At 68.6% G+C, this 19146-nt stretch carries 16 protein-coding genes and 1 pseudogene; 9 read left to right on the forward strand and 8 right to left on the reverse strand.

The annotated features are described in order from the left end of the window. Nucleotides 1–215: 215 nt before the first annotated feature. A complete protein-coding gene (locus tag WFK95_RS00355) occupies nt 216–1295 on the reverse strand; it encodes an alpha/beta hydrolase (protein ID WP_336669552.1) in 1080 nt (359 codons plus the stop codon). A gap of 46 nt (nt 1296–1341) precedes the next feature. Then, on the reverse strand, nt 1342–1749 hold the full coding sequence (locus WFK95_RS00360) for a DUF5313 domain-containing protein (protein ID WP_224644878.1): 408 nt from the start codon (nt 1747–1749) through the stop codon (nt 1342–1344). A 36-nt stretch (nt 1750–1785) separates the two neighbouring features. Here WFK95_RS00360 and WFK95_RS00365 point away from each other — a divergent pair, with 36 nt between their 5' ends. From WFK95_RS00365 to WFK95_RS00380, 4 genes are read left to right on the forward strand one after another with little or no spacing between them, the layout of a single operon-like run. Beyond that, nucleotides 1786–2397, forward strand: coding sequence for a TetR/AcrR family transcriptional regulator (locus WFK95_RS00365; protein WP_336669553.1), 612 nt, complete (start codon nt 1786–1788; stop codon nt 2395–2397). Further along, nucleotides 2394–2909, forward strand: coding sequence for a GNAT family N-acetyltransferase (locus WFK95_RS00370; RefSeq protein WP_336669554.1), 516 nt, complete (start codon nt 2394–2396; stop codon nt 2907–2909). The genes WFK95_RS00365 and WFK95_RS00370 overlap by 4 nt, the downstream gene beginning before the upstream one ends. Continuing rightward, nucleotides 2909–3550: a 5,6-dimethylbenzimidazole synthase gene (bluB, locus tag WFK95_RS00375; RefSeq protein WP_336669555.1), complete on the forward strand. Its 642-nt coding sequence runs from the start codon at nt 2909–2911 to the stop codon at nt 3548–3550. The genes WFK95_RS00370 and bluB overlap by 1 nt, the downstream gene beginning before the upstream one ends. Before the next feature lie 36 nt (nt 3551–3586). Continuing rightward, nucleotides 3587–4924, forward strand: a complete 1338-nt coding sequence (locus WFK95_RS00380; protein WP_336670125.1) for a L,D-transpeptidase — start codon at nt 3587–3589, stop codon at nt 4922–4924. 757 nt (nt 4925–5681) lie between these two features. On the opposite strand, the gene WFK95_RS00385 is transcribed toward WFK95_RS00380, so the two are convergent. After that, nucleotides 5682–6899: an MFS transporter gene (locus WFK95_RS00385; protein WP_336669556.1), complete on the reverse strand. Its 1218-nt coding sequence runs from the start codon at nt 6897–6899 to the stop codon at nt 5682–5684. A 176-nt stretch (nt 6900–7075) separates the two neighbouring features. On the opposite strand from WFK95_RS00385, the pseudogene WFK95_RS00390 reads away from it, so the two are divergent. Beyond that, nucleotides 7076–7135: pseudogene (locus WFK95_RS00390) on the forward strand (ArsR family transcriptional regulator); the annotation flags it as partial. A 28-nt stretch (nt 7136–7163) separates the two neighbouring features. Here WFK95_RS00390 and WFK95_RS00395 read toward each other — a convergent pair. Together WFK95_RS00395 and WFK95_RS00400 are read right to left on the reverse strand one after the other, a co-directional pair. Then, nucleotides 7164–7946 carry a DUF998 domain-containing protein gene (locus WFK95_RS00395; protein WP_336669557.1) on the reverse strand — a complete coding sequence of 261 codons (783 nt, stop codon included), beginning with the start codon at nt 7944–7946 and terminating at the stop codon, nt 7164–7166. Between the two features lie 9 nt (nt 7947–7955). Next, complete coding sequence (locus WFK95_RS00400; protein ID WP_336670126.1) at nt 7956–8840, reverse strand: cytochrome c oxidase assembly protein; 885 nt, start codon at nt 8838–8840, stop codon at nt 7956–7958. Nucleotides 8841–8908: 68 nt separating this feature from the next. Here WFK95_RS00400 and WFK95_RS00405 point away from each other — a divergent pair, with 68 nt between their 5' ends. The 3 genes from WFK95_RS00405 (at nt 8909) to WFK95_RS00415 (ending at nt 12160) form a co-directional block, all read left to right on the forward strand. Further along, nucleotides 8909–9598 (forward strand): response regulator transcription factor, encoded by a 690-nt coding sequence (locus tag WFK95_RS00405; RefSeq protein WP_336669558.1) that lies wholly within the window; start codon nt 8909–8911, stop codon nt 9596–9598. Nucleotides 9599–9603: 5 nt separating this feature from the next. Continuing rightward, nucleotides 9604–10653 carry a sensor histidine kinase gene (locus tag WFK95_RS00410; protein ID WP_336669559.1) on the forward strand — a complete coding sequence of 350 codons (1050 nt, stop codon included), beginning with the start codon at nt 9604–9606 and terminating at the stop codon, nt 10651–10653. Nucleotides 10654–10774: 121 nt separating this feature from the next. Next, nucleotides 10775–12160: an IS1380 family transposase gene (locus tag WFK95_RS00415; protein WP_336669560.1), complete on the forward strand. Its 1386-nt coding sequence runs from the start codon at nt 10775–10777 to the stop codon at nt 12158–12160. A 1386-nt stretch (nt 12161–13546) separates the two neighbouring features. Here the strand turns inward: WFK95_RS00415 and WFK95_RS00420 are convergent. The 3 genes from WFK95_RS00420 to WFK95_RS00430 all read right to left on the reverse strand — a co-directional run bounded on the left by WFK95_RS00420 (nt 13547) and on the right by WFK95_RS00430 (nt 17754). After that, entirely contained in the window at nt 13547–15967 is a 2421-nt protein-coding gene (locus WFK95_RS00420) for a hypothetical protein (protein ID WP_224644887.1), read from the reverse strand. A gap of 456 nt (nt 15968–16423) precedes the next feature. After that, a complete protein-coding gene (locus WFK95_RS00425) occupies nt 16424–17404 on the reverse strand; it encodes an nSTAND1 domain-containing NTPase (protein WP_336669561.1) in 981 nt (326 codons plus the stop codon). After that, nucleotides 17401–17754 carry a hypothetical protein gene (locus WFK95_RS00430; protein ID WP_336669562.1) on the reverse strand — a complete coding sequence of 118 codons (354 nt, stop codon included), beginning with the start codon at nt 17752–17754 and terminating at the stop codon, nt 17401–17403. Before WFK95_RS00430 ends, WFK95_RS00425 begins: the two co-directional genes overlap by 4 nt. A 419-nt stretch (nt 17755–18173) precedes the next feature. Between WFK95_RS00430 and WFK95_RS00435 the strand changes: the two genes are divergently transcribed. Further along, on the forward strand, nt 18174–19097 hold the full coding sequence (locus tag WFK95_RS00435) for an MspA family porin (RefSeq protein ID WP_336669563.1): 924 nt from the start codon (nt 18174–18176) through the stop codon (nt 19095–19097). The last annotated feature ends 49 nt before the right edge of the window (nt 19098–19146 follow it).

A 19146-nucleotide genomic window follows, 5' to 3' on the forward strand; every position in this document is an offset into this window, starting at 1 on the left:
CACCTGGGCCGAAAACGCGAAAGGCCTTGATACCGGCTCCCGGAATGGGGGGAGGAGGGGGAGCCGGTATCAAGGCTCAATCACGCAGCCACCGACGTGGGGGGAGACGTCATATGGCGGCCGCAGAACCCACGATACGGGGTATACGCGTACAGGTGCCACCTTTCGTGACATGCGTGTTCTCATGCAGCTGCAACTGCCAACAGTTGTTGTCGCTAACTGCGGACGAGAACCTCCGCCAACACGTCGAGCGCGGCGTCCACGTCGACCCGGGCATCGGCGCTCACGCCCACCATGTTGAGGAAGCCGTGCAGCGCGCCGGGAGCCAGCTGCGTCGTGGCGTCGACGCCCGCGTCCCGCAGCCGCTGCGCGTAGGCCGCGCCCTCGTCGCGCAGCGGGTCGAACCCGGCCACCACGACGTGCGTGCGCCCGATGCCGGCGAGGCCGTCGGCATGGCGGAGGTCGAACTTCGGGTCGGTGTCCTGGCCCGGCTCCGGCGTGTACAGCTGCCGGAAGTACTCGATGTCGGCCTTGGTCAGGAAGTAGCCGTCGGCGAAGGTGTCGCGGCTGCGGTTCGCCGGATCGGCGCCGGTCACGGGGTAGAAGAGCAGCGAGAACGCGGGCTGCGCGCCGCCGGCCAGCGCCAGCTCGCGCGCCGCGACGCCGGCGAGGTTGCCGCCCGCGCTGTCGCCGGAGACGGCCACCCGCGCGGGGTCGGCGCCCAGCTGGTCGGCGTGCTCGATCGCCCAGGCGGTGGCGGCGACGGCGTCGTCGGCGGCCGCGGGGAAGATCGTCTCCGGCGCGAGCCGGTAGTCGACGGACAGCACCCGCACCCGGGCCCGGTCGGCGATGTACCGGCAGGGCGCGTCGTGGCTGTCGAGGTCGCCCAGCACGAAGCCGCCGCCGTGGAAGAAGACGACGAGCGGAGACCCGGCCTCGAGCCCGGCCGGCGTGTACAGACGTGCCGGGAGGGGGCCGGTGGCACCGTCGACCATGAGTCCGCGCGTGCCGACCGACGGGGCCGCGCCCGCGCCGACGGCCGCGCTCAGCATCCGCGTCGACGCGCGCGAGTGCTCCACGTCGCGGTCGCCGGCGAGCCCGTTCACGCCCTGCGCCTTGAGCATGAGCAGCGTGATCTGGGAGTCGAGGTCCAGCTCGTTGCCCTCGACGGTCTGCGGGGTGCCGAGCCGCTGCTTGACCTGCACGGGCAGCCCGAAGAGCAGCTTCGCGCCGCCCGCGACGAGCGGCGTCGGGATCTTCAGGGCCAGCTTCTGGACGAGTTCGGTGAGCGCCATGTCACCGATAGTAGGACGTGCGTCACATATCAGCGCGCGGGGAGGCTCAGGTGTGGCGCGGGTACTCGTCGCGCGGGCCGTGCTTGGCGATGTAGGCGGCGTGCAGGTCCGCCTCCTTCTCGCGGGCGATCACGTCGACGAGCTCGGGATCCAGGCCGTGGTGCCGCAGTCGCCCGCGCCGGTAGATCTTGTTCAGCGCGATGGAGAAGTAGACGAACGGGATGAAGATCGGCAGCGTCATCGTCGCGCGGTTCAGCACGGAGGTGTCGATGAACCAGAACGGGATCAGGATCAGCAGACACGGGATCGCGAAGCGCACGACGGTCCGCAGCGCGGCGCGGGGCCCGGCGAGGTCGTTGGCGACCCACTCGTGCATCGACGGCGGCAGCACGCTCCGACCGTAGGAGTACAGGACGTACTGCATCGGGTTGGGCTTGCTCGGACCGTCGTTCATGCCTCCATTGTCCCACTGCGCCTAGAATCGGACGTTGTGAGTCCCGGCAGAAACGATCAGACCGCGCAGAGCATCCTGTCTGCAGCGGTGTCGAGCATCGGCAGCGTCGGCATTTCGCGGACCACGATGGAGAACGTCGCGAACCTCGCGGGCATCGGCGTGGCCACCGTCTACCGCCGCTTCAACCGCAAGGACAACCTCGTTCAGCAGGCCATCCGGTACGAGGCCGAGCAGCTGCTCAAGACGGTGGAACAGCAGGTCCAGGGCCTGAGCACCGTCGAGGAGGCGCTCACCGAGGGCTTCGTCGCGTTCCTCCGCGAGGCGCACCGCCGGCCCCTGATCCGCGGCATCGGCGACGGCAACGTCGTCGTCGGCCTGCCGATGATCGCGCAGGGCGGCGGCATGGTCATCGAGATCGGCCGCGAGTTCGCCGCGAACATCATCGCGGGCTTCCAGTCGAGCGGCGAGCTGCCGGAGTTCGACCCGAAGCCGATCGCGGAGATCTTCGCCCGCGTCGGGCATTCGGTGCTGCTCGCGCCCGACGGCCTGATCAGCTTCGACGATCCCTACACCGCCGGTCGCGTCGTCCGCGAATGCCTCATGCCCGCGATCGCGGCGCAGGCCGCGGCGGCCGGGGGCGGCAAGTGATCCGGCCCGCGACGCCGGCCGATGTGCCGGAGATCCTGGCGATGATCGCCGAGCTGGCCGCCTACGAGAAGGAGCCGGAGTCCGCGGTCGCCACGGCCGAGCAGCTGCACACCGCGCTGTTCGGGCCTGCGCCCGCCGTCTTCGCGCGCATCGCCTCCGAGCCGGGGTCCGACGGTGCCGAGACCGTCGTCGGGATGGCCGTCTACTTCCGCACCTTCTCCACCTGGACCGGCACGCACGGCATCTGGCTCGAGGACCTCTACGTGCGCCCCGGCGTGCGCGGCGGCGGCCACGGCAAGAAGCTGCTCGCCGCCCTGGCTCAGGAGTGCCGCGACAACGGGTACGCCCGCCTCGAGTGGACAGTCCTCGACTGGAACGCCCCCGCCATCGGCTTCTACCGCTCCATCGGCGCCGTACCGATGGAGGAGTGGACCACGCAGCGCCTCACGGGCGAGAGCCTCGGGGCCCTCGCCGCCCTGGCCGACGGTGCCGTCTCGGTCGACGGGGCCTGATGGACGTCTTCGAGGCGATCCTGCGCCGGCGCGACGTGCGCAACGAGTTCTCCGGCGAGCTGATCGACGACGAGCGCTTGGTGCGGATCCTCGGCGCCGCGCACAGCGCGCCCAGCGTCGGGAACACGCAGCCCTGGGACTTCGTCGTGGTGCAGGAGCCCGAGACGCTCGCGCGCTTCGCCGGGCACGTCGGCGAGTGCCGCGAGGACTTCGCCCGGTCGTTGCCGGACGACCGCAAGGAGACCTTCAACCCGATCGTCATCGAGGGGATCGAGTCGTCGCGGACCGGCGTCGTGGTGACCTACGACCCCACCCGCGGCGGGACGCACATCCTCGGCCGGCACACGATCGACGAGACCGGCCGGCTCTCGGTCGCGCTGGCCATCCAGAACCTGTGGCTCGCGGCCACCGCGGAGGGCATCGGCGTGGGCTGGGTGTCCTTCTATCGCGAGCCCTTCCTGCGCGAACTGGTCGACGTGCCCGAGCACGTCCACATCGTGGCGTGGCTCTGCGTCGGGCCGGTCACGGCGCTGCAGACGGTCCCCGACCTGGAGCGATTCGGTTGGCGCGAACGTCGCCCGCTGGCCGAGGCGATGCATCGGGAGCGCTACCCGGAGGGCGATGTCGGCACTCATCGTTAGACTCGCATGTAATCAGCGAGGGGAACACGAGTGAGCATGTTCAACGAGCGCGTCGGCCGGCGTGCGGTCCTGGTCGGCGCCGCTGCGGCGGTGCCCCTGGTGGCCGCCGGCTGCACGATCGGCGACCTGACCGGTGGCGGCACGAGCGCGGGGCCGTCCACGCCGCCGCCCGACCCGGCCGAGGTCACCGTCGCCCCGGCCGACGGTGCCCAGGCCGTCAGCCCCATCACCCCCGTCACGGTGTCGATCGCCAAGGCCGTCCTCGGCTCGGTCACGCTGACCGACGCGAAGGGTGTCGCCGTGGAGGGCGCGCTCTCGACGGACATGCTGACCTGGAAGGCGTCGAAGCCGCTCGAGTACAACGGCCAGTACACGCTGGTCGCGAAGTACGAGACGCTGGGCCAGCAGCGCGAGAAGCGCACCACGTTCTCGACGGTCGCCGTCGACCAGACGAACAAGACGCTGCCCTACTTCGAGAACACGGGCGGCATGTCGCTCAACGACGGTGCCGTCTACGGCGTCGGGCAGGTCGCGGTCGTCCACTTCGACGAGGCGATCAAGGACCGGGGCATGGCCCAGAAGCTGCTCAAGGTCACCACCACCCCGGCCCTCGAGGGCGCGTGGATGTGGACCACCGACAAGACGGTGGCCTGGCGGCCCAAGGACTACTACCCGTCGGGCACGAAGGTATCGATCGAGGTCAAGGCCTTCGGCAAGGAGGTCAGCCCCGGGCTGTGGGGCGAGAAGGACATCTCCATCGCGTTCTCGATCGGCGAATCGCACGTCTCCATCGCCGACGACAACACCAAGCAGGTGCAGGTCTTCGTCAACGGCCAGATGGTGCGGTCGATGCCCACGTCGATGGGCCAGGGCGGCAACGAGGTCGTCAACGGGCAGACGTTCCACTTCTGGACGCAGCGCGGCGTGTACACGGTGCTCGACAAGGCGAACCCCGTGATCATGGACTCGTCCACGTACGGGCTGCCGATCAATTCGCGGCTGGGCTACAAGCAGACCATCGGCTGGGCCACCCGGATCAGCAACGACGGCATCTACCTGCACGCGCTAGACAACATCGGCGCGCAGGGCGTCCGCAACGAGTCGCACGGCTGCCTCAACCTGAGCCCCGCGAACGCGCAGTGGTTCTTCGGGCTGTCGCAGCCCGGCGACGTGGTCGAGGTCCGCAACACCGGCGGCCCCGCGCTGGAGCAGTGGCAGAACGGCGACTGGTCCGTGCCGTGGGCCACCTGGGTCGCCGGCAGCGCGCTTCCGCCGGGTGCGCAGGGTGATGCTTCGGAGACCACGTCCGCCGCGCCTTCGCCGTCGACGGTGCCGTCCACCGACGCGCCCGCCTCGGGTACGCCCGGAGGCTGATCCCTCGGCGCTGCAGGTGATTTCGCCGCGGCGACGGGCGGTTCGGTGCGGGGGGGCGGTGCGCGGCCGCGAGGATGATGTGCGAATCGCGCGACTCTCGGATTCTGTCCGATATGGACAACGCGCCGCGGATGCCGCGCAGGCGAGCCCGGCCGCCCGGCATCCGCCACCTGCATCGGCGACCTGCATCGGCGACCGTTGGGCAATGGCGTGTGTTCGTCCCCCCGCGCCGCGCCGAGAGGAGCGTGCGACGTTCGGTCCCCCACGAGAAGCCGCTCGTTTCATAGGGGTTCGGCCGTCCCCCGCGCGGCGCCGTCTCCCCCATGGGAAGCCGCGGTGTTCGGTGGGGGAGCGGATGTCCCCCGCGCGGCGCCGGTTCCCCCATGGGAAGCCGCGGTGTTCGCTGGGGGAGCGGATGTCCCCCGCGCGGCGCCGAATCCCCCACGGGAAGCCGCGGTATTCGGTGGGGGAGCGGATGTCCCCCGCGCGACGCCGAATCCCCCACGCTGAGCCCATTCCCCTTCGGCGGCCCGCGCGGGGTACTCACGTCCCCCGCGCGGAGCCGATTCCCCTCTGGAAAGTCGTATCCCCGTCGGAGACGGGCAGTCACATCGTGTCCGAAACGGACAGAATCCGAGAGTGGCGAGGCCGGTGCCATCACCTCGTCGACCCACTGGGCGCCTCGATCGCGGACTGGTCTGGGACTCGCTCGCCGACGACCTCGCCGCAGTCCGCCGCGCGCGCCCGCGCCCCGCGCCTACGCGACGACGGCGGACCGTCGACCCTGGAGGCCGATCCAGGCGGCGCCGAGGCAGGCCAGGGCGACGGCGGCGGCGAACCAGGGGAAGATCGTGGCGGTGCTGTACTGCGTGGCGAGGTAGCCGGCGATCACCGTCGGCACGCCCATCGCGAGGTAGCCGAGCAGGTAGTAGGCGCTCATCACCTGGCCGCGGGCGTGCGCGGGCGCGACGGAGCCGAGGTGTCGCAGCGAGCCGCCGAAGGCGAGGCCGAAGGTGGCGCCGAGCAGGATCGTGTCGACCACGATGAGCCAGGTGTGGCCGTACCGCACCGCCACCACGGCGAGCGCCAGCGAGGCGGCGAGGCCGATGTCGCCGACGATCGCGGTCGGCCGGGCCGGGTAGCGCCCGCCGATGAACTGCGAGATCGCGGAGGCGATGGCCATCACCGCGACGAGGCCGCCCGTGAAGATCACCGAGCCGTGCCCGGTCACGTGCTGCACCAGCGCGGGGTAGAGGCTGAGGAACACGCCGAGTACCGACCACGCGGTGATGATCCCGATGCCGGAGAACCAGAAGTCGGCGGTGATCTCGCCGGGCACGCCGGGGCGGCTGAGCCGGACTCGCTCGCCGGTGCGCCCGACGTGCGGCTCGATCAGCGCGATCACGCCCAGCAGGATCGCTAGCACCACGACGCCCATCGTCACGAACGGCGTGCGCAGCGGGTGCGGCGCGTACTGCGCGACGGCGGCGGCGCCCAGCGCGGTGGCAGCGATGCCCACGTTGAGGGCGACGCCGGACAGCATGCCGTTGCGGGCACCGTCGGTGGGCCGGACGTCGAGGAGGGCCGCCCCGGCGACCACGGTGATCGAGCCGATGGCCGCGCCGTGGAGGAAACGCGCGAGGATCAGCTGCCACTCGGCGCCGGCGAACAGGAACAGCAGCAGGCCCACGAGGATCGTGCCGACGGCAGCGAGCAGTACCGGCTTGCGGCCGATGGCGTCGGAGATCGGCCCGACGGTCAGTGCCGCGCCCAGTGCCCCGATCGCGTAGACCGCGAAGACGATGGTGGTCGACAGCGCGGACATGTGCCATTGCTGCTGGTAGAGCGGGTATAGCGGTGAGGGGAGTCCTGAGACGCCGAGGGCCAGCGCGAGCAGCGTGAGCAGGAGGGCGAAGGACCAGCGCTGCGGGTGGACGTGGGTCGACGGTGTCGCGACCTGCTGCGCCAGGCTCATTCCTACCTCCGGGTGTACGGTGGTGGTTCGACGATCGTCGAACCGTTGGCAACACTACACCCGGTTCGACGAAGATCAAACCGTTATCTCAGGGAACGAGAATGATGACCGACGCGACCGCCACCGTCCCGCTGCACACCGTGCTCAGCGCGCTGGCCGATCCGGTGCGCCTCGAGATGGTGCGGCGGCTGCATCGCGAGCGGCGCCCGCTCGTCTGCGCGGAGCTCTACAACGGTGTCACCAAGGCGACCGCCAGCCACCACTTCAAGGTGCTGCGCGAGGCGGGGCTGACCCGTCGTGACGATTTGGGCGCGACGGCGCGGCAGCTGCTGCTGATCGACGAGGTGAATGCGGCGTACCCCGGTCTGCTCGAGGCGGTTCTGCGGGCGGCTGAGCGTGAAGCTGCCGGTCGCGAGGCCGCCGGGCGTGCGGTGACGTCGCGAGAAGCACCAGCCACAGCGTGAGCGTGAGCACCTGCGAGCGCTGGGCCAGCCCCAGGTAGAGCGCGGGTTCCAGCATCGCGGCCAGCGTCCACGCGGTCGCCAGCAGGTACGCCACCCCCATGCCGAGGGGGAGCCGCGCACCGTCGAACCCGGAACTCCGCCGCCACAGCCCCCATGCGAGCACGGCGACCACCCCGCCGAAGCCCGCGATCCCCGACGAGACCGCGTGCCCCACGTGCGTGAGCGGCACCTGGCCGGCGGCCTCGCGGGCGGCGCAGGCGGCGTCGGCGGTCGGGGTGCAGGAGAGCGGCATGAGGGCGTCGCACATGGTCGCGGCGCCCAGGACGAACAGGCCCACGAGCGCGACGAGGGCGAGCTTCGGCACCGGCCGCGCGGCGCGGTGGGCGAGCGCCGCCGCGACGACGAAGGCGGTGCCGGCGAGCAGGTCCGTCGCGCGGAAGAACTGGGCGTTCGGCTGCCCGACGGAACCGGTCTCGCTGACGTAGGAGTACAGCGGGCTCAGCTCAGAGCCCAGCAGCGGTGCGATCATCCACGCGGAGTAGAGGACGCAGCCCGCGAGCAGGATGAGGCGGGCGCGGCGCATGACCCCAGACTACTGACGACGCAGTTCGCGCAGGTAGGCGTTGTACGCCTCGCGTTCGTCCTCTTCCCGACGGTCCGCCCCCGCCCGCTCGGCGTCGCGCCGCTCGGACCGGCGCCAGCGCAGCGCGAACAGGCACGTGGTGATCATCGCGATCGGCTCGCCGTAGGACCAGGCGAGCGCGCCGGCGATGGACTGGTCGCGCAGCGGATCGATGCCCCAGGCCGCCGGCGGCGCGGCGAAGAGGCCGACCATGGGCGTCGTCGCCATCATGAGGATCACGCCGATGAAGACGTGCAGCGGCATCTCGATGAAGATGTCGAAGAAGCGCATGAGCCAGGAGTCGCGGCCGGGCAGCGGGCCGATCGAGAGGATCGGGATGATGAACAGGAGGCCGGCGCCCAGGAAGAAGATCTGTAGCGCGGTGTGCCCGAGCCACGTCCCGCCGATCGCGTCGACCACACCGCCGAGGTAGACGCCGTAGTAGCTCATCAGGAACAGCGGGATGGTGAAGCCCGAGTGCAGCAGGATCCGCGGGGCGGGGCTGCGCAGCAGGCCGAGCGCGGCCCCGAGCACGACCCGGCCGAGCCCGCGGTGCGGCGTCGCCCGCAGCAGCAGCACGCCGGGCGCCCCGCCGACGAGCAGCGGCGGCACCAGGATCGACAGCGTGAGCTGCTGGAACATGAACGCGCTGAACAGGTGCCACGAGTAGGCCTCGATCCGCAGCCCGGTGACGCCCGCGAGCACGACGCAGCCGAGCAGGAAGCTCGCGACGCGCGCGGCCGGCCACCGTCGGCCCTTCCGGCGCACCGTCCGCACCCCCAGCAGGTACAGCGCGGCCGCGACTGCCGCCGCCAGCGGCAGGACGGGGAGCGCGGGCGGATCCCAGGAGAGCATGCCCAGGATCGACGGTGCCGGCACCGGAGGTTCAGGAATCAGCACATGCGCATATTACTATATGAAGAATGAACACCCACAAAGTACTCGTGATCGAGGACGAACCCGCTCTCGCCAGGCTGGCGCAGGAGTACCTCACCCGCGACGGCTTCGACGTCACCACCGCCGCCGACGGCGAGCGCGGGCTGGCCCTGGCGCGCGAGCTCGAGCCGGCGGTGATCCTGCTCGACATCGGCCTGCCGCGCGTCGACGGGCTCGAGGTCTGCCGCGCCGTGCGGTCGTTCAGCGACGCCTACGTCATCATGCTCACCGCCCGCGGCGACGAGCTGGACAAGATCGTCGGCCTGTCCGTCGGCGCCGACGACTACCTCGTCAAGCCCTTCAGCCCGCGCGAGGTGGTGGCGCGGGTGCGGGCCATGCTGCGCCGCCCGCGCACGCTGCCCGACGGTGCCGCCGCCGCCCGTCGGTTCGGCGAGCTCACGGTCGATCCGCTGGGGCGCGAGGTCCGGGTGGGGGATCGGGTCGTCGAGCTCACCGCCACCGAGTTCGACGTGCTCGCGACCCTCGCTCGCAGCCCCAACGTCGCCTTCTCGCGCACGCAGCTCATCGAGTCCATCTGGGGCCCGGGCTGGGTCGGTGACGAGCGGCTCGTCGACGTGCACGTCGGGCGCGTGCGCCGCAAGCTGGGCGACGATGCTGGCGACCCGCGCTTCGTGCGCACGGTGCGCGGCGTGGGCTATCGGATGGGCCCCGGATGAGGCGGATGCGCGACATCGGGATGGGCGGACGGATGGGCGGCATGCTCATGGCCGTGTCGCTGGGGACGCTCGCGATGACCGCCGTCGTCGACTTCGTGGTGTGGCCGTTGATTCTGGGGCGCACCGGCGCCGTGTCGGTGAACGTGGTCGCCGTGGTCTTCGGATTCGGTTCCGCGGTGGCGTTCTCCGTCGTGGCGAGCGTCTTCATCGCGCGTCGCCTGGGTCGCACGATGGCGAAGCTGGAGGGCGCCGCGCGGCAGGTCGCCGACGGTCGTTCGGGGGTGCGCGTCGCCCCCGTCGCGCTGGGGCCGGAGGCGGACGGGCTGGTGTCGGCGTTCAACGAGATGGCGGTGCAGCTCGAGTCCAGCGACCAGTCCCGGCGTCGGCTGCTCGCCGACCTCGCGCACGAGATCCGCACGCCGGTCAGCGTTCTCGACGGCTACCTGGAGGGCATCGCCGACGGGGTCGTCGAGCCGGACGTCGCCACCCTCACCATGCTGCGCACGCAGACCACGCGCCTCGCACGGCTCACCGACGACGTGCTGTCCGTCTCGCACGCGGAGGAGGGCGCGCTGAACCTGCGGCCCAGCGCGGTCGACGTGACGGAGGCGCTCGAGGCCGCGGCCGCCGCGGCGGCGCGGGCGTACGCGGACAAGGGGGTCCGACTGCACGTGCGGATCGGCGCTGGCGCTCGTCGCGCGATCCGTGCGGACCGCCAGCGCCTCGACCAGGTGCTGGCGAACCTGCTCTCGAACGCGTTGCGGCACAGCGATCCGGGCGGGACCGTCGAGCTGGAGGCCGACGGCCATCCGCACCGCCGGATCCGGATCGCGGTCGTCGATCACGGCGACGGCATCGCCGCCGAGCACCTGCCCTGGATCTTCGAGCGCTTCTACCGCACCGACGTCGCCCGGGATCGTGACCACGGCGGCAGCGGCGTGGGCCTCACCATCAGCCGCGCGATCGTGACCGCCCACGACGGGCACATGTGGGTGGAGTCCGACGGTCCCGGCCGCGGCGCGCTCTTCGCCTTCACCCTGCCTGCGCCGGGTTAGCCTCGGCCTTTCACCGCGAGTTGATCAAGGCTGCGTGTTGGCATGAAGAAAGGTGCTCTGAGCTGGAAGAATAGGGGTTACCACACACCTTATTCGTCTCACTCGAAGGAGCACCCTTCTGGTGAACCAGTCTACGTCCTTGTATCCAGCTCTGGCAGTCGACGCGGCCGGGCAGCATCTGGTCTCGCACGCAGGGACGGTGCTGTTGCTTCGCGCGGCTGAGACCGCCGGCCTAGCTGCGGCTCTGAGCAGCTCATTGATGCCGTGGCGCAAGCCGAACGCGGTCCACGATCCAGGGAAGATCATCGTTGATCTGGCGGTGTCGATCGCCGCGGGCGGGGACTGCCTGGCCGACCTCGATCAGCTCCGCAGCCAGACCGCGGTGATGGGGCAGGTGGCCTCAGATCCGACGGTCTCCCGGCTGATCACCGCGTTGGCCGCTAACGCCGATAGGGCTCTCGCAGCGATCGGATCAGCGACCGCACAGACGCGGGCACGGGTCTGGTCGTTGGCCGGCGAGGATGCCCCCGATCACCAGGTCACCGCCGAAATTCCGTTGGTCATCGACCTCGACGCCACCCTCATCACCGCCCACTCGGAGAAACTAGACGCTGCACCGAACTTCAAGAAAGGCTTCGGGTTTCACCCACTGATGGGGTTCGTCGACCACGGCCCGGCCGGGACCGGAGAACCGGTGGCGGTGCTGTTGCGGCCCGGGAACGCGGGCTCGAACACCGCCGCAGACCACATCAGCGTCGTCAAGCAGGCGTTGGCGCAGCTGCCCGACACGGTCACCAGCGTCGGCAGGTATCGGGTCGGCCGCAAGGTCCTGATCCGTGCCGATGGCGGTGGCGGCACGCACCAGTTTCTCGACTATCTCACCCTTCGGCACCTGTCCTACTCGATCGGATTCGGCCTGACCGACAAGCTCGCCGCCGCCGTCGACCTCGTCCCCGAGTCGGTATGGATTGCGGCGATCGACGACGACACCGGCCGCGTGCGGGACGGCGCCTGGGTCACCGAACTCACCGACCTCGTCGACTTGAGTTCCTGGCCTGCGGGGATACGGCTCATCATCCGTGCTGAACGCCCCCACCCCGGCGCCCAACTGACGTTCACCGACCGGGACGGAATGCGGCTGACACAGCGTTCGTCACCAACAGCCGCGGCAAGATCGAAACGCCTCGAACTGCGGCACCGCCGCCGCGCCCGCTGCGAAGACCGCATCCGCGCCCTCAAAGACACCGGCCTGCGGAACCTCCCGCTGCACCGATTCGACCAGAACCGCATCTGGGCCGCGATCGCCGCACTGGCCTCGACCCTGATCACCTGGACCCAAACACTGGCGTTGACCAGTCATGATGCTCGCCGATGGGAACCGAAGAAGCTGCGCCACCGACTCTTACGCCCGCCGAACCCGACTGCACCTGGCCGCGACCGCCCCCCCGACACCGATGTTCTCCTCGTCGGACTGAGCCGCCTGGACCGATTACGAGCCCCGACATGACCCACTCGACGTCCTTGACCGAACGATCACGAAACACCCCACGGGACAGTGGAACCCGACGCCACCCGACGCAACACCGGGTCGCAACGCCATGCCCACAATCCCGAACCGGGCCCGAAAACGCCGATCCGAAACCGATCAGGACGGGACGGCCACCTCATGAAAGACCGAGGTTAGAGAGGCTTGAATATAGCATCCGGTCGGCCGTCGTAAACTGATTCCATTTCGCTGATCCAACCTCGGTCGAATGCCGATGACTTTACGTGCCCTCTAAGTAGACCGGACAGGTAGTGGGTAAGCCCCTTGGCTCCGTAGTCGACACCGTTTTCCCCAACCACCAGGACAGGCCATACGTCTTTGTCAACCCCTTTGGATCTCCACAATATCCACTGACCGGTTCGAGCCCAGCCGACTCCAAGGTAGGTGTCTTGACTGGTTCCGAACGCCTCCTGCTGATCGCCTGTTCCGTAGCAAGTTAGAGTCACAGACTTGCCAACCGGATGGTCGCTCAAACTTTGCAGAAAGCTCACCAGGTGCGCTGGAGTTGACAATCCTCTGGTTGCCACCCACGACGGTTCCTCAATTACGATATTGTCCCAGAATTCTCCCCGACCGTACGTGTCGATGTACTTCTTGTAGTCTCGAGGAACCATTCGCATTTCAGGAGTGACGCCTGGCGCATACCAGTCGTATTGTTTAGGCCGCGGCTTGGGAGGGGGTGCGACACGCGTCAGGTGGTCAATGTCGTTCCATGGAGGCTTCCGGTCAAGTCTTGTGTATTTCCAGAACAGGATCGGAACGAACATCGTGCACAGTATGCTTATGGCTATCGACGTCTCAAGCGACGCTTCCGTTGTGGCAATTAATAGGAGTAGAAGAATAGGGAATAGCGTGAAGTTCGTCCGACATACGATTCGGGCAACCCGACGGCTGGTAGAGGTAAACAGCATCGGTAGAATAATTCCACCTGTTACGACGCCGATCCACATCAGACCGTTCTGGCTAAACGGAAGACTGCTCGCGTTTGCTACCGACAAGACGGCCTCCTATTGCTGTCCACTGTCTCCGTCGCCTGCCGGTTCGGATTGGAAGCGTGCACTTGATGCCGCAACCTGGCGTCCTATGAACCAGGCGGAGGTTGCGACGAATCCTGAGGCGAGAATGATCTTTTCTTGAACACTTTCCGGAGGGGCTGCAACGCAGTACGCAACAACCACTCCCAGAGGTACGACGATCAATATCGCGGCAAGTGTGTACAGCCTCTGTGTTGATCCTATTATGCGCGGCCCAGTCAGCAGAATTGAAGCGCCTACGACTTGTAGCAGAAATATCGATGCGGCCGCTATGTATGCGATCGATTTGTACGTCATGCCTATCAACCCACGTTCATCCGAAGAGTGACTTAAATCCCTTGACGATACCCTCACCGGCGGCCTGTCCGAGGCCGCTGCCGATGGCACCTCCGATAAGACCGCCGATCGCCATGCCGATCGGGCCACCAGCTGCGCCGATCGACGCGCCTGCAGCGGCACCAGCCCAACCGCCTGCGAACGAGGATCCGGCGCCGACAACCGCTTGCGTCGCATCCTTTCCGCCGCGAATATCGTTGGCCGCGCCCAGGGCGGTGAATGCCGCTCCGATGCCCGGCAGTTTGCTGCCAAATTTCCCGAGTGCTGCGCCACGCCGGGCGAGTGTGCTCTCCACTGCCTGAATGGAGTGTTTGCTCGGCCGCTGGAGCAGGTCAGCCTGGCCCATGCCGAGCGTCGAGAGTCGTGATGCAGGTGAGATGCGCGCTGCCCACGGGGGAAGGTGTGTCTTGCCTACGCCAGGTAGGAGCGTATTGCTAGGGCGCGTTCCGTTTAAGGCCTTGTCGAGACTGCTGATAGCACCAGCGATGGCGTTGCCTCGGTTTACCGGATCGATCGCGTTTGGATCGCTGACGTCGACTTCAGTGACCTTGCCGGTGCTGTCGGCGACCTTCACGCCGTCCTCGTCGGCGACGGCGGTGGTGATGTCACCGGTTGCCTCGTCAGTAACGGACCGAACTGAACTTGTGGTTCCGTCAGGATTCTTCGTGGTCAGTTGATACTCGCCGTCGCCAACGCGATTGTAGTCACCGGTTGATTGCGTGCCGTCGTTGTTAGTGCCGGTGATAGTTCCTTGGGAGTTGTCGGCGTTGCCGGTGGAGGTCACTCGTGGCGCCTGGCCGTCGAGAGGTGAGCCGTCGTAGCGCTGGGAGTAGTGGTCCCCGCCTGCGCCTTGTTGGCCGGCGTAACTGCTGCTGCCGTCGTTGTTGTCGGACCAGGATTGCCATCCGCCTTGTCCGTCGCTGACAGTGCGTATGTCGCTGAAGCTTCCGTCGGGGCGGGTTGCGCGGGTATCGACGGACTGTCCGCCGCTGCCGGGGACGATTGTGTGGGTCAGGGTTTCGCCGTTGGGGCGGGTCTCGGTCCACGAGTCGCCGTCCTGGCGGCCGGTGGTGTTGACGATGCCGACGTTGGTTTCGTCGGGGTCGGCGAGGATCGGGTTGGTGTTGCCTTCGGGGCGGTCGATGGTCTGTACGAGGTCATTGCCGTCGACGCTGTAGCGGGTGGGGATCTTCTCCCCGGTCTTGGTGTCGTAAGCCCAGGGCGCTTCGAAGCGTTTGACCTGGTTACCGTCTCGGTCGAAGACGCTGACGGAGCCGTCGTCGTTGACCTTGGAGGAACCGCCTTCGGGCTGGTCGAGGTTGAACCGGTACTTCGACGGAGCGTTCTCGTTCTCGCTGAGAATGAACGTGCGGTCACCGTCGGGAGTGGTCCATTGCTTGTAGTTCTCACCCTCGATGAGGTCACCAGGAATCGTGTCGTTCGTCGGGGTGGACCCGTCCGAGTTGAGCGGACCAGCCTTGCGGCCGCGGCGCCCCGTCATCAACGCCGACACTTCGCCGACGAGGTACGCCCACGACGGAGCGCCGTCCTTCTGCTCGCCGTCACCGGTGCCGGGCCCGGTGCCGCCGCCGTTGTTGCTCGCGCCGCCGCCACCAGGGCCGGCGGGTGCGCCCGCGCCGTTGCCGGCGCCGGGGACTGCGCACTGCGATTCGGTCTTGGTCACGGTGACGGTGGGGCTGCTGGGCTGCCCTGACTGGGTCTGCTGGCCTGGCTGCTGCTGTCCGGTCTGCTGCGGCCCGCCCGGTGCGGTGGTCTGCACGGCCGGGTTCTGGTTCTGCTGCCCGTTGCCCTGCGGCTGTTGGCCGCTGCCTTGGCCGGGTTGTTCGTTGCCGGGGATGTTCGGGGCCTGCTGCCCGGGGGTGCCGAACTGGGGGGTCTGTGCTTGGATGCCGGGGCCGTTGTCCCCGCCACTGCCCGCGGGGGAGGTGGCGATGCCGTTGTTGTCCTGCCCGCCCTGTTGGCCGCCTTGCTGCCCACCCGGCGTGCCGGTCTGGGCTGGGGGTGGGGTGAAGGTCAGCTCGGGTCCGGTCGGGCCGCAGGTGGCGGGTCCTCCGCCGGGGCACGGCGCTGCGATCGCTGTGCCGGTGCCTGCGGTGGTGGCGGCGAAGCCCATCATCCCGACAGCGACGACGATCCCGGCGACCGCAGCGGCGGCACGGACCTGCGTGGGCGCCGGGGCGCCGACACCGGTGTCGCGGAGCTTGCCGAGGCCGGCGAAGAGGATCTTGCCGACGATGACCATGACGAGCCAGAAGGTCAGGAACACCACCGGTACGGGGGTGAATCGGGGTGCTTCGATGGAGAACATCACGCCGCCGATGAGGCCGGCGAGGCCGATGATGGTGAGGAATGCGCCCTGCAGGCGCTGCTGCCGCACCGTCTGCGACGGTGCCCTGGAGCTTGACGCTGTTCCGGATGTGCCGCCGCTGTCATCCGGCCGCGCGGGCGTCACGGCGCGTGAGTGGCGTGGACTGCCGGACGGTAGCGGCGCGGGCTGCGGTTGCCGCCGCGGGGTGGGTGTGGGCATCAGGACACTCCAAAGTGCAGGGAATTGGATCGGAGATTCGGCGAAGTGCCGGGTGATGGATGCCAAGCTTCCACACGATTCGGGCTTGTCAACCGCCTTGAGGTGCTGAACAAGCGATTCTGGAGGCCAGGGCTGATCTGTTTAGTGGTGTTTAGTGGGGCGACTAAACACGGCAACCCGGTTCGCGGCGTGTTCAACGGCCTGCTGAACAACGCAAATCGCCCGCGGTTGGGTGGTTGTGAGGCCGCCGCGACTGACTCGCAGTCAGGCCGGATGCGGGCTGTTCGTCGGGTGCGCATCGGCGGCCTAGGCGGTGACGGCGCCGAGGGCGAGGCCGAGGGCGAGGGTTAGCGCGATGAGGGCGATGACGAGAGCGGCGATCGTCTGGTGCACGCGCAGCGTGTGCAGGGACGCGGCCTGGGAGGCGGTCCAGAACTCGGTGACCGCACCGGGTGGGGTGTGCGCGATGGTCGCCGCACCGAACCGGAACGGCGCTCCGGGCGCTGCGGCGGGGTCGCCGGTCGCGGGTGCGAGGGAGATGAGGGCGTCGGCGGTCAGAGTCAGGCGGACGTGGTCGTAGAGCCAGGCGCGAGGTCGGCCGGCAGTGTCCCAGCGGTGGGCGTCCTGCTCGAGCGCGCTCCGTGCGATGAGCACGGGTCGGGCCTGCCGTATCCAGGTCGACAGGCGCGGCCAGGTCTCGGTCAGCCGCAGGTCCGTCAGTCGGACGAGGTCTTGGTTGTCGTTGCTGGGGTCGGGTGTCAGACCCAGGAGGCCGACTTCGACGAGCTCGGCGGCAACGCGCCCCGCTGCGGCGGGCACGTCGGGTGTGCGAAGTGCGAGGTCGCCGGTCGACGAGACCGCGATGCAGCTCAGAAGGAGACGCCTAGCGTCTTCCAGACGCGCCGGTTCCGTGGTGTCGGCGTCGGTCGCCCACTGCTCGGCGGCGGTCGCGATCTGGGTGAGCACGGGCATTGCGGGGTCGCGGCCGGTGGCCGTGGTGAACAGGTGCTGCCACTGCCGCACCGTCACCACGTCGTCCCGGATGACGTCGAGGTTGGTGGCGGCGCGGGCAGTCAGCCACACCAGCATCGGTTCGATGGTCTCGAACTCAGCCGGTAGGTGTCGTCCGGTGCGCCAGTTCGACACCGTCGCTGCGCTGACCCCGACGGCCTCAGCAACGGCCCGTACCGTCGGCGAGCCTGCCAGGGCGAACAACCGGCGCAACGCCGAGGCGAAGACCGCGGCGTCATCGCCGGTCTGATCGGGTCGCGCAGGGGCAGGAGTCATGAGCGGGAGCCACTGCGGGCGGCGTTCCACACCGCGCTCGCGCCACCGACGACGAGGTTGCTGGCGAGCATCATGACGAGCACGAAGATCACGAACACCAGCGGTATCGTGAACCGCTCACCCCACGCGTTCAGGTGGGAGACGGCGAACCCGCAGCCGATCAACATCACCAACCCGACAAGTAGCCCGGCAGCCTTGCGCGCCAGGGTGCGGAGCTCCTGGTCAGGCGACTTCCCTTCCGGCTCAGCGTCACTGGCAGCAGGCCGTGCAGCCGAGGCGGAAGTGGGCGCAGCGGCCGCAGGCGCCGCTGGTTGCTGCACGGGAAGTTGTCGGGCCTCGTCCGCGGACATGGGTCACCCTTTCGCTACGCTTACGACATCACGGCACTACTGGGGGATTGTCGTCGTCCGCCCGAATCTGACCGTAGCGGATAGTAACCATGTCGGCGTACTAGGTATTCGATATCGACTACTCGTGTCGTGAAGCGCTGAGTCTTCTCACGCCGTGTGCGCGGCGGGGAAGATCATGGATGAAACGCCATGGCGGAGAACGCTCCACGCCTCGAATCCCGTGTTCTTCGTCATGCGACCTTCGCCGGATAGGTGCGGTGCGCCTGTCGCGTCGATGCCGGTCGGGCCTGCGAGGTTCAGGCAACTGTGATCGTTCTGTTACCCACTCGGATTGCGGATCGTGTGTCCGCTGTGGTGCTATTGGGGCTGTTGTTACAGATGTGACACTGCCGATTGACTACACCTGGGGAGTCCACGACATGCCGACCGCGCCTCACGCCCACCCGTCCCGGCTTCCGCGGACGTTGATCGGTCTGTGCGCCGCCGCAGCGGCTATCGCCATCACGGCAGCACCGGCGGGAGCCGCGCCCGCGCCGGCACCCAAGCCGGTCCCCGCCGCGGCGGCCGCGAAGCCCGCGAAGCCCGCGGCCCAGGCTGCGGTCACCCCGCCGCCGGCACCGCGGATGCGGGTCCCGGTTCCCGGACAGATCCGCGACGGCGAGTTCGCCGACACCAGTCGTGAACTCGTCACCCGCGACGGCTGGAAGGTCACGGTCTCCAAGTTCGGGGAGAAGCTCGATTCCGTCCCGCCGCTCAACCGATCGCCCCAGAGCTTCGAAGGATTCTCGAGCGTCGGCGGTGAAGCGAAGGTCGAAGCCGCCTACCCGAACGACCCGAAACGCAAGCCCACCAGCCGAATCAAGTCCGCCACCCTGACTACTGGCGTCCAGGTCGGCTGCGCCGTCACCGCCGACAGCCTCACCATCGGAGGCTCACTCTCCAACGCCACCACCGCCTCGATCACCCCCACCGTCACCGCATCCGGCACCGTCACCGGACAGGGCCAGGGCGGCTCCAACGGCGGCTCCGGCGGAGGCAGCGTCTCCGGCACAGGAACCGGAAGCCTCTCCGGAACCCTCTCCGACACCGTCACCGAGACCGGAAACATCTCCGGCATCCTCAAACCCGGCACCACCAAAGACATCCCCTACGCCAAGAAGGCCGTCGTCGGTCCTAACGCCCAGACCATGACCCGCGACATCCGTATCGCCGTAGACAACTGCATCGGCGGCGTCCAGGTCCGCACCTACGCCACCGTCGCCATCAGCACCGACGCCACCGACGACACCCTCACCACCTTCGGCAAGCCGATCTTCCTCACCCGCCCCGAGCAGAACCGATAGGTGGGCGGTCGGCTTCACGGAACCTTCACGGCATCGCGGCGGGGCGGCC

The sequence above is a fragment of the Tsukamurella sp. USMM236 genome, from assembly GCF_037148755.1.
Classification (GTDB): Bacteria; Actinomycetota; Actinomycetes; order Mycobacteriales; family Mycobacteriaceae; genus Tsukamurella.

What these genes read in the sequence shown, in the direction of transcription:
- WFK95_RS00400 (WP_336670126.1), bottom strand. Translation starts at nt 8,840, where the DNA reads ATGCTCTCCTGGGATCCGCCCGCGCTCCCCGTCCTGCCGCTGGCGGCG.
- WFK95_RS00395 (WP_336669557.1), bottom strand. Translation starts at nt 7,946, where the DNA reads ATGCGCCGCGCCCGCCTCATCCTGCTCGCGGGCTGCGTCCTCTACTCC.
- WFK95_RS00360 (WP_224644878.1), bottom strand. Translation starts at nt 1,749, where the DNA reads ATGAACGACGGTCCGAGCAAGCCCAACCCGATGCAGTACGTCCTGTAC.
- WFK95_RS00380 (WP_336670125.1), top strand. Translation starts at nt 3,587, where the DNA reads ATGTTCAACGAGCGCGTCGGCCGGCGTGCGGTCCTGGTCGGCGCCGCT.
- bluB (WP_336669555.1), top strand. Translation starts at nt 2,909, where the DNA reads ATGGACGTCTTCGAGGCGATCCTGCGCCGGCGCGACGTGCGCAACGAG.
- WFK95_RS00385 (WP_336669556.1), bottom strand. Translation starts at nt 6,899, where the DNA reads ATGAGCCTGGCGCAGCAGGTCGCGACACCGTCGACCCACGTCCACCCG.
- WFK95_RS00425 (WP_336669561.1), bottom strand. Translation starts at nt 17,404, where the DNA reads ATGACTCCTGCCCCTGCGCGACCCGATCAGACCGGCGATGACGCCGCG.
- WFK95_RS00430 (WP_336669562.1), bottom strand. Translation starts at nt 17,754, where the DNA reads ATGTCCGCGGACGAGGCCCGACAACTTCCCGTGCAGCAACCAGCGGCG.
- WFK95_RS00405 (WP_336669558.1), top strand. Translation starts at nt 8,909, where the DNA reads ATGAACACCCACAAAGTACTCGTGATCGAGGACGAACCCGCTCTCGCC.
- WFK95_RS00435 (WP_336669563.1), top strand. Translation starts at nt 18,174, where the DNA reads ATGCCGACCGCGCCTCACGCCCACCCGTCCCGGCTTCCGCGGACGTTG.
- WFK95_RS00410 (WP_336669559.1), top strand. Translation starts at nt 9,604, where the DNA reads ATGCGCGACATCGGGATGGGCGGACGGATGGGCGGCATGCTCATGGCC.
- WFK95_RS00355 (WP_336669552.1), bottom strand. Translation starts at nt 1,295, where the DNA reads ATGGCGCTCACCGAACTCGTCCAGAAGCTGGCCCTGAAGATCCCGACG.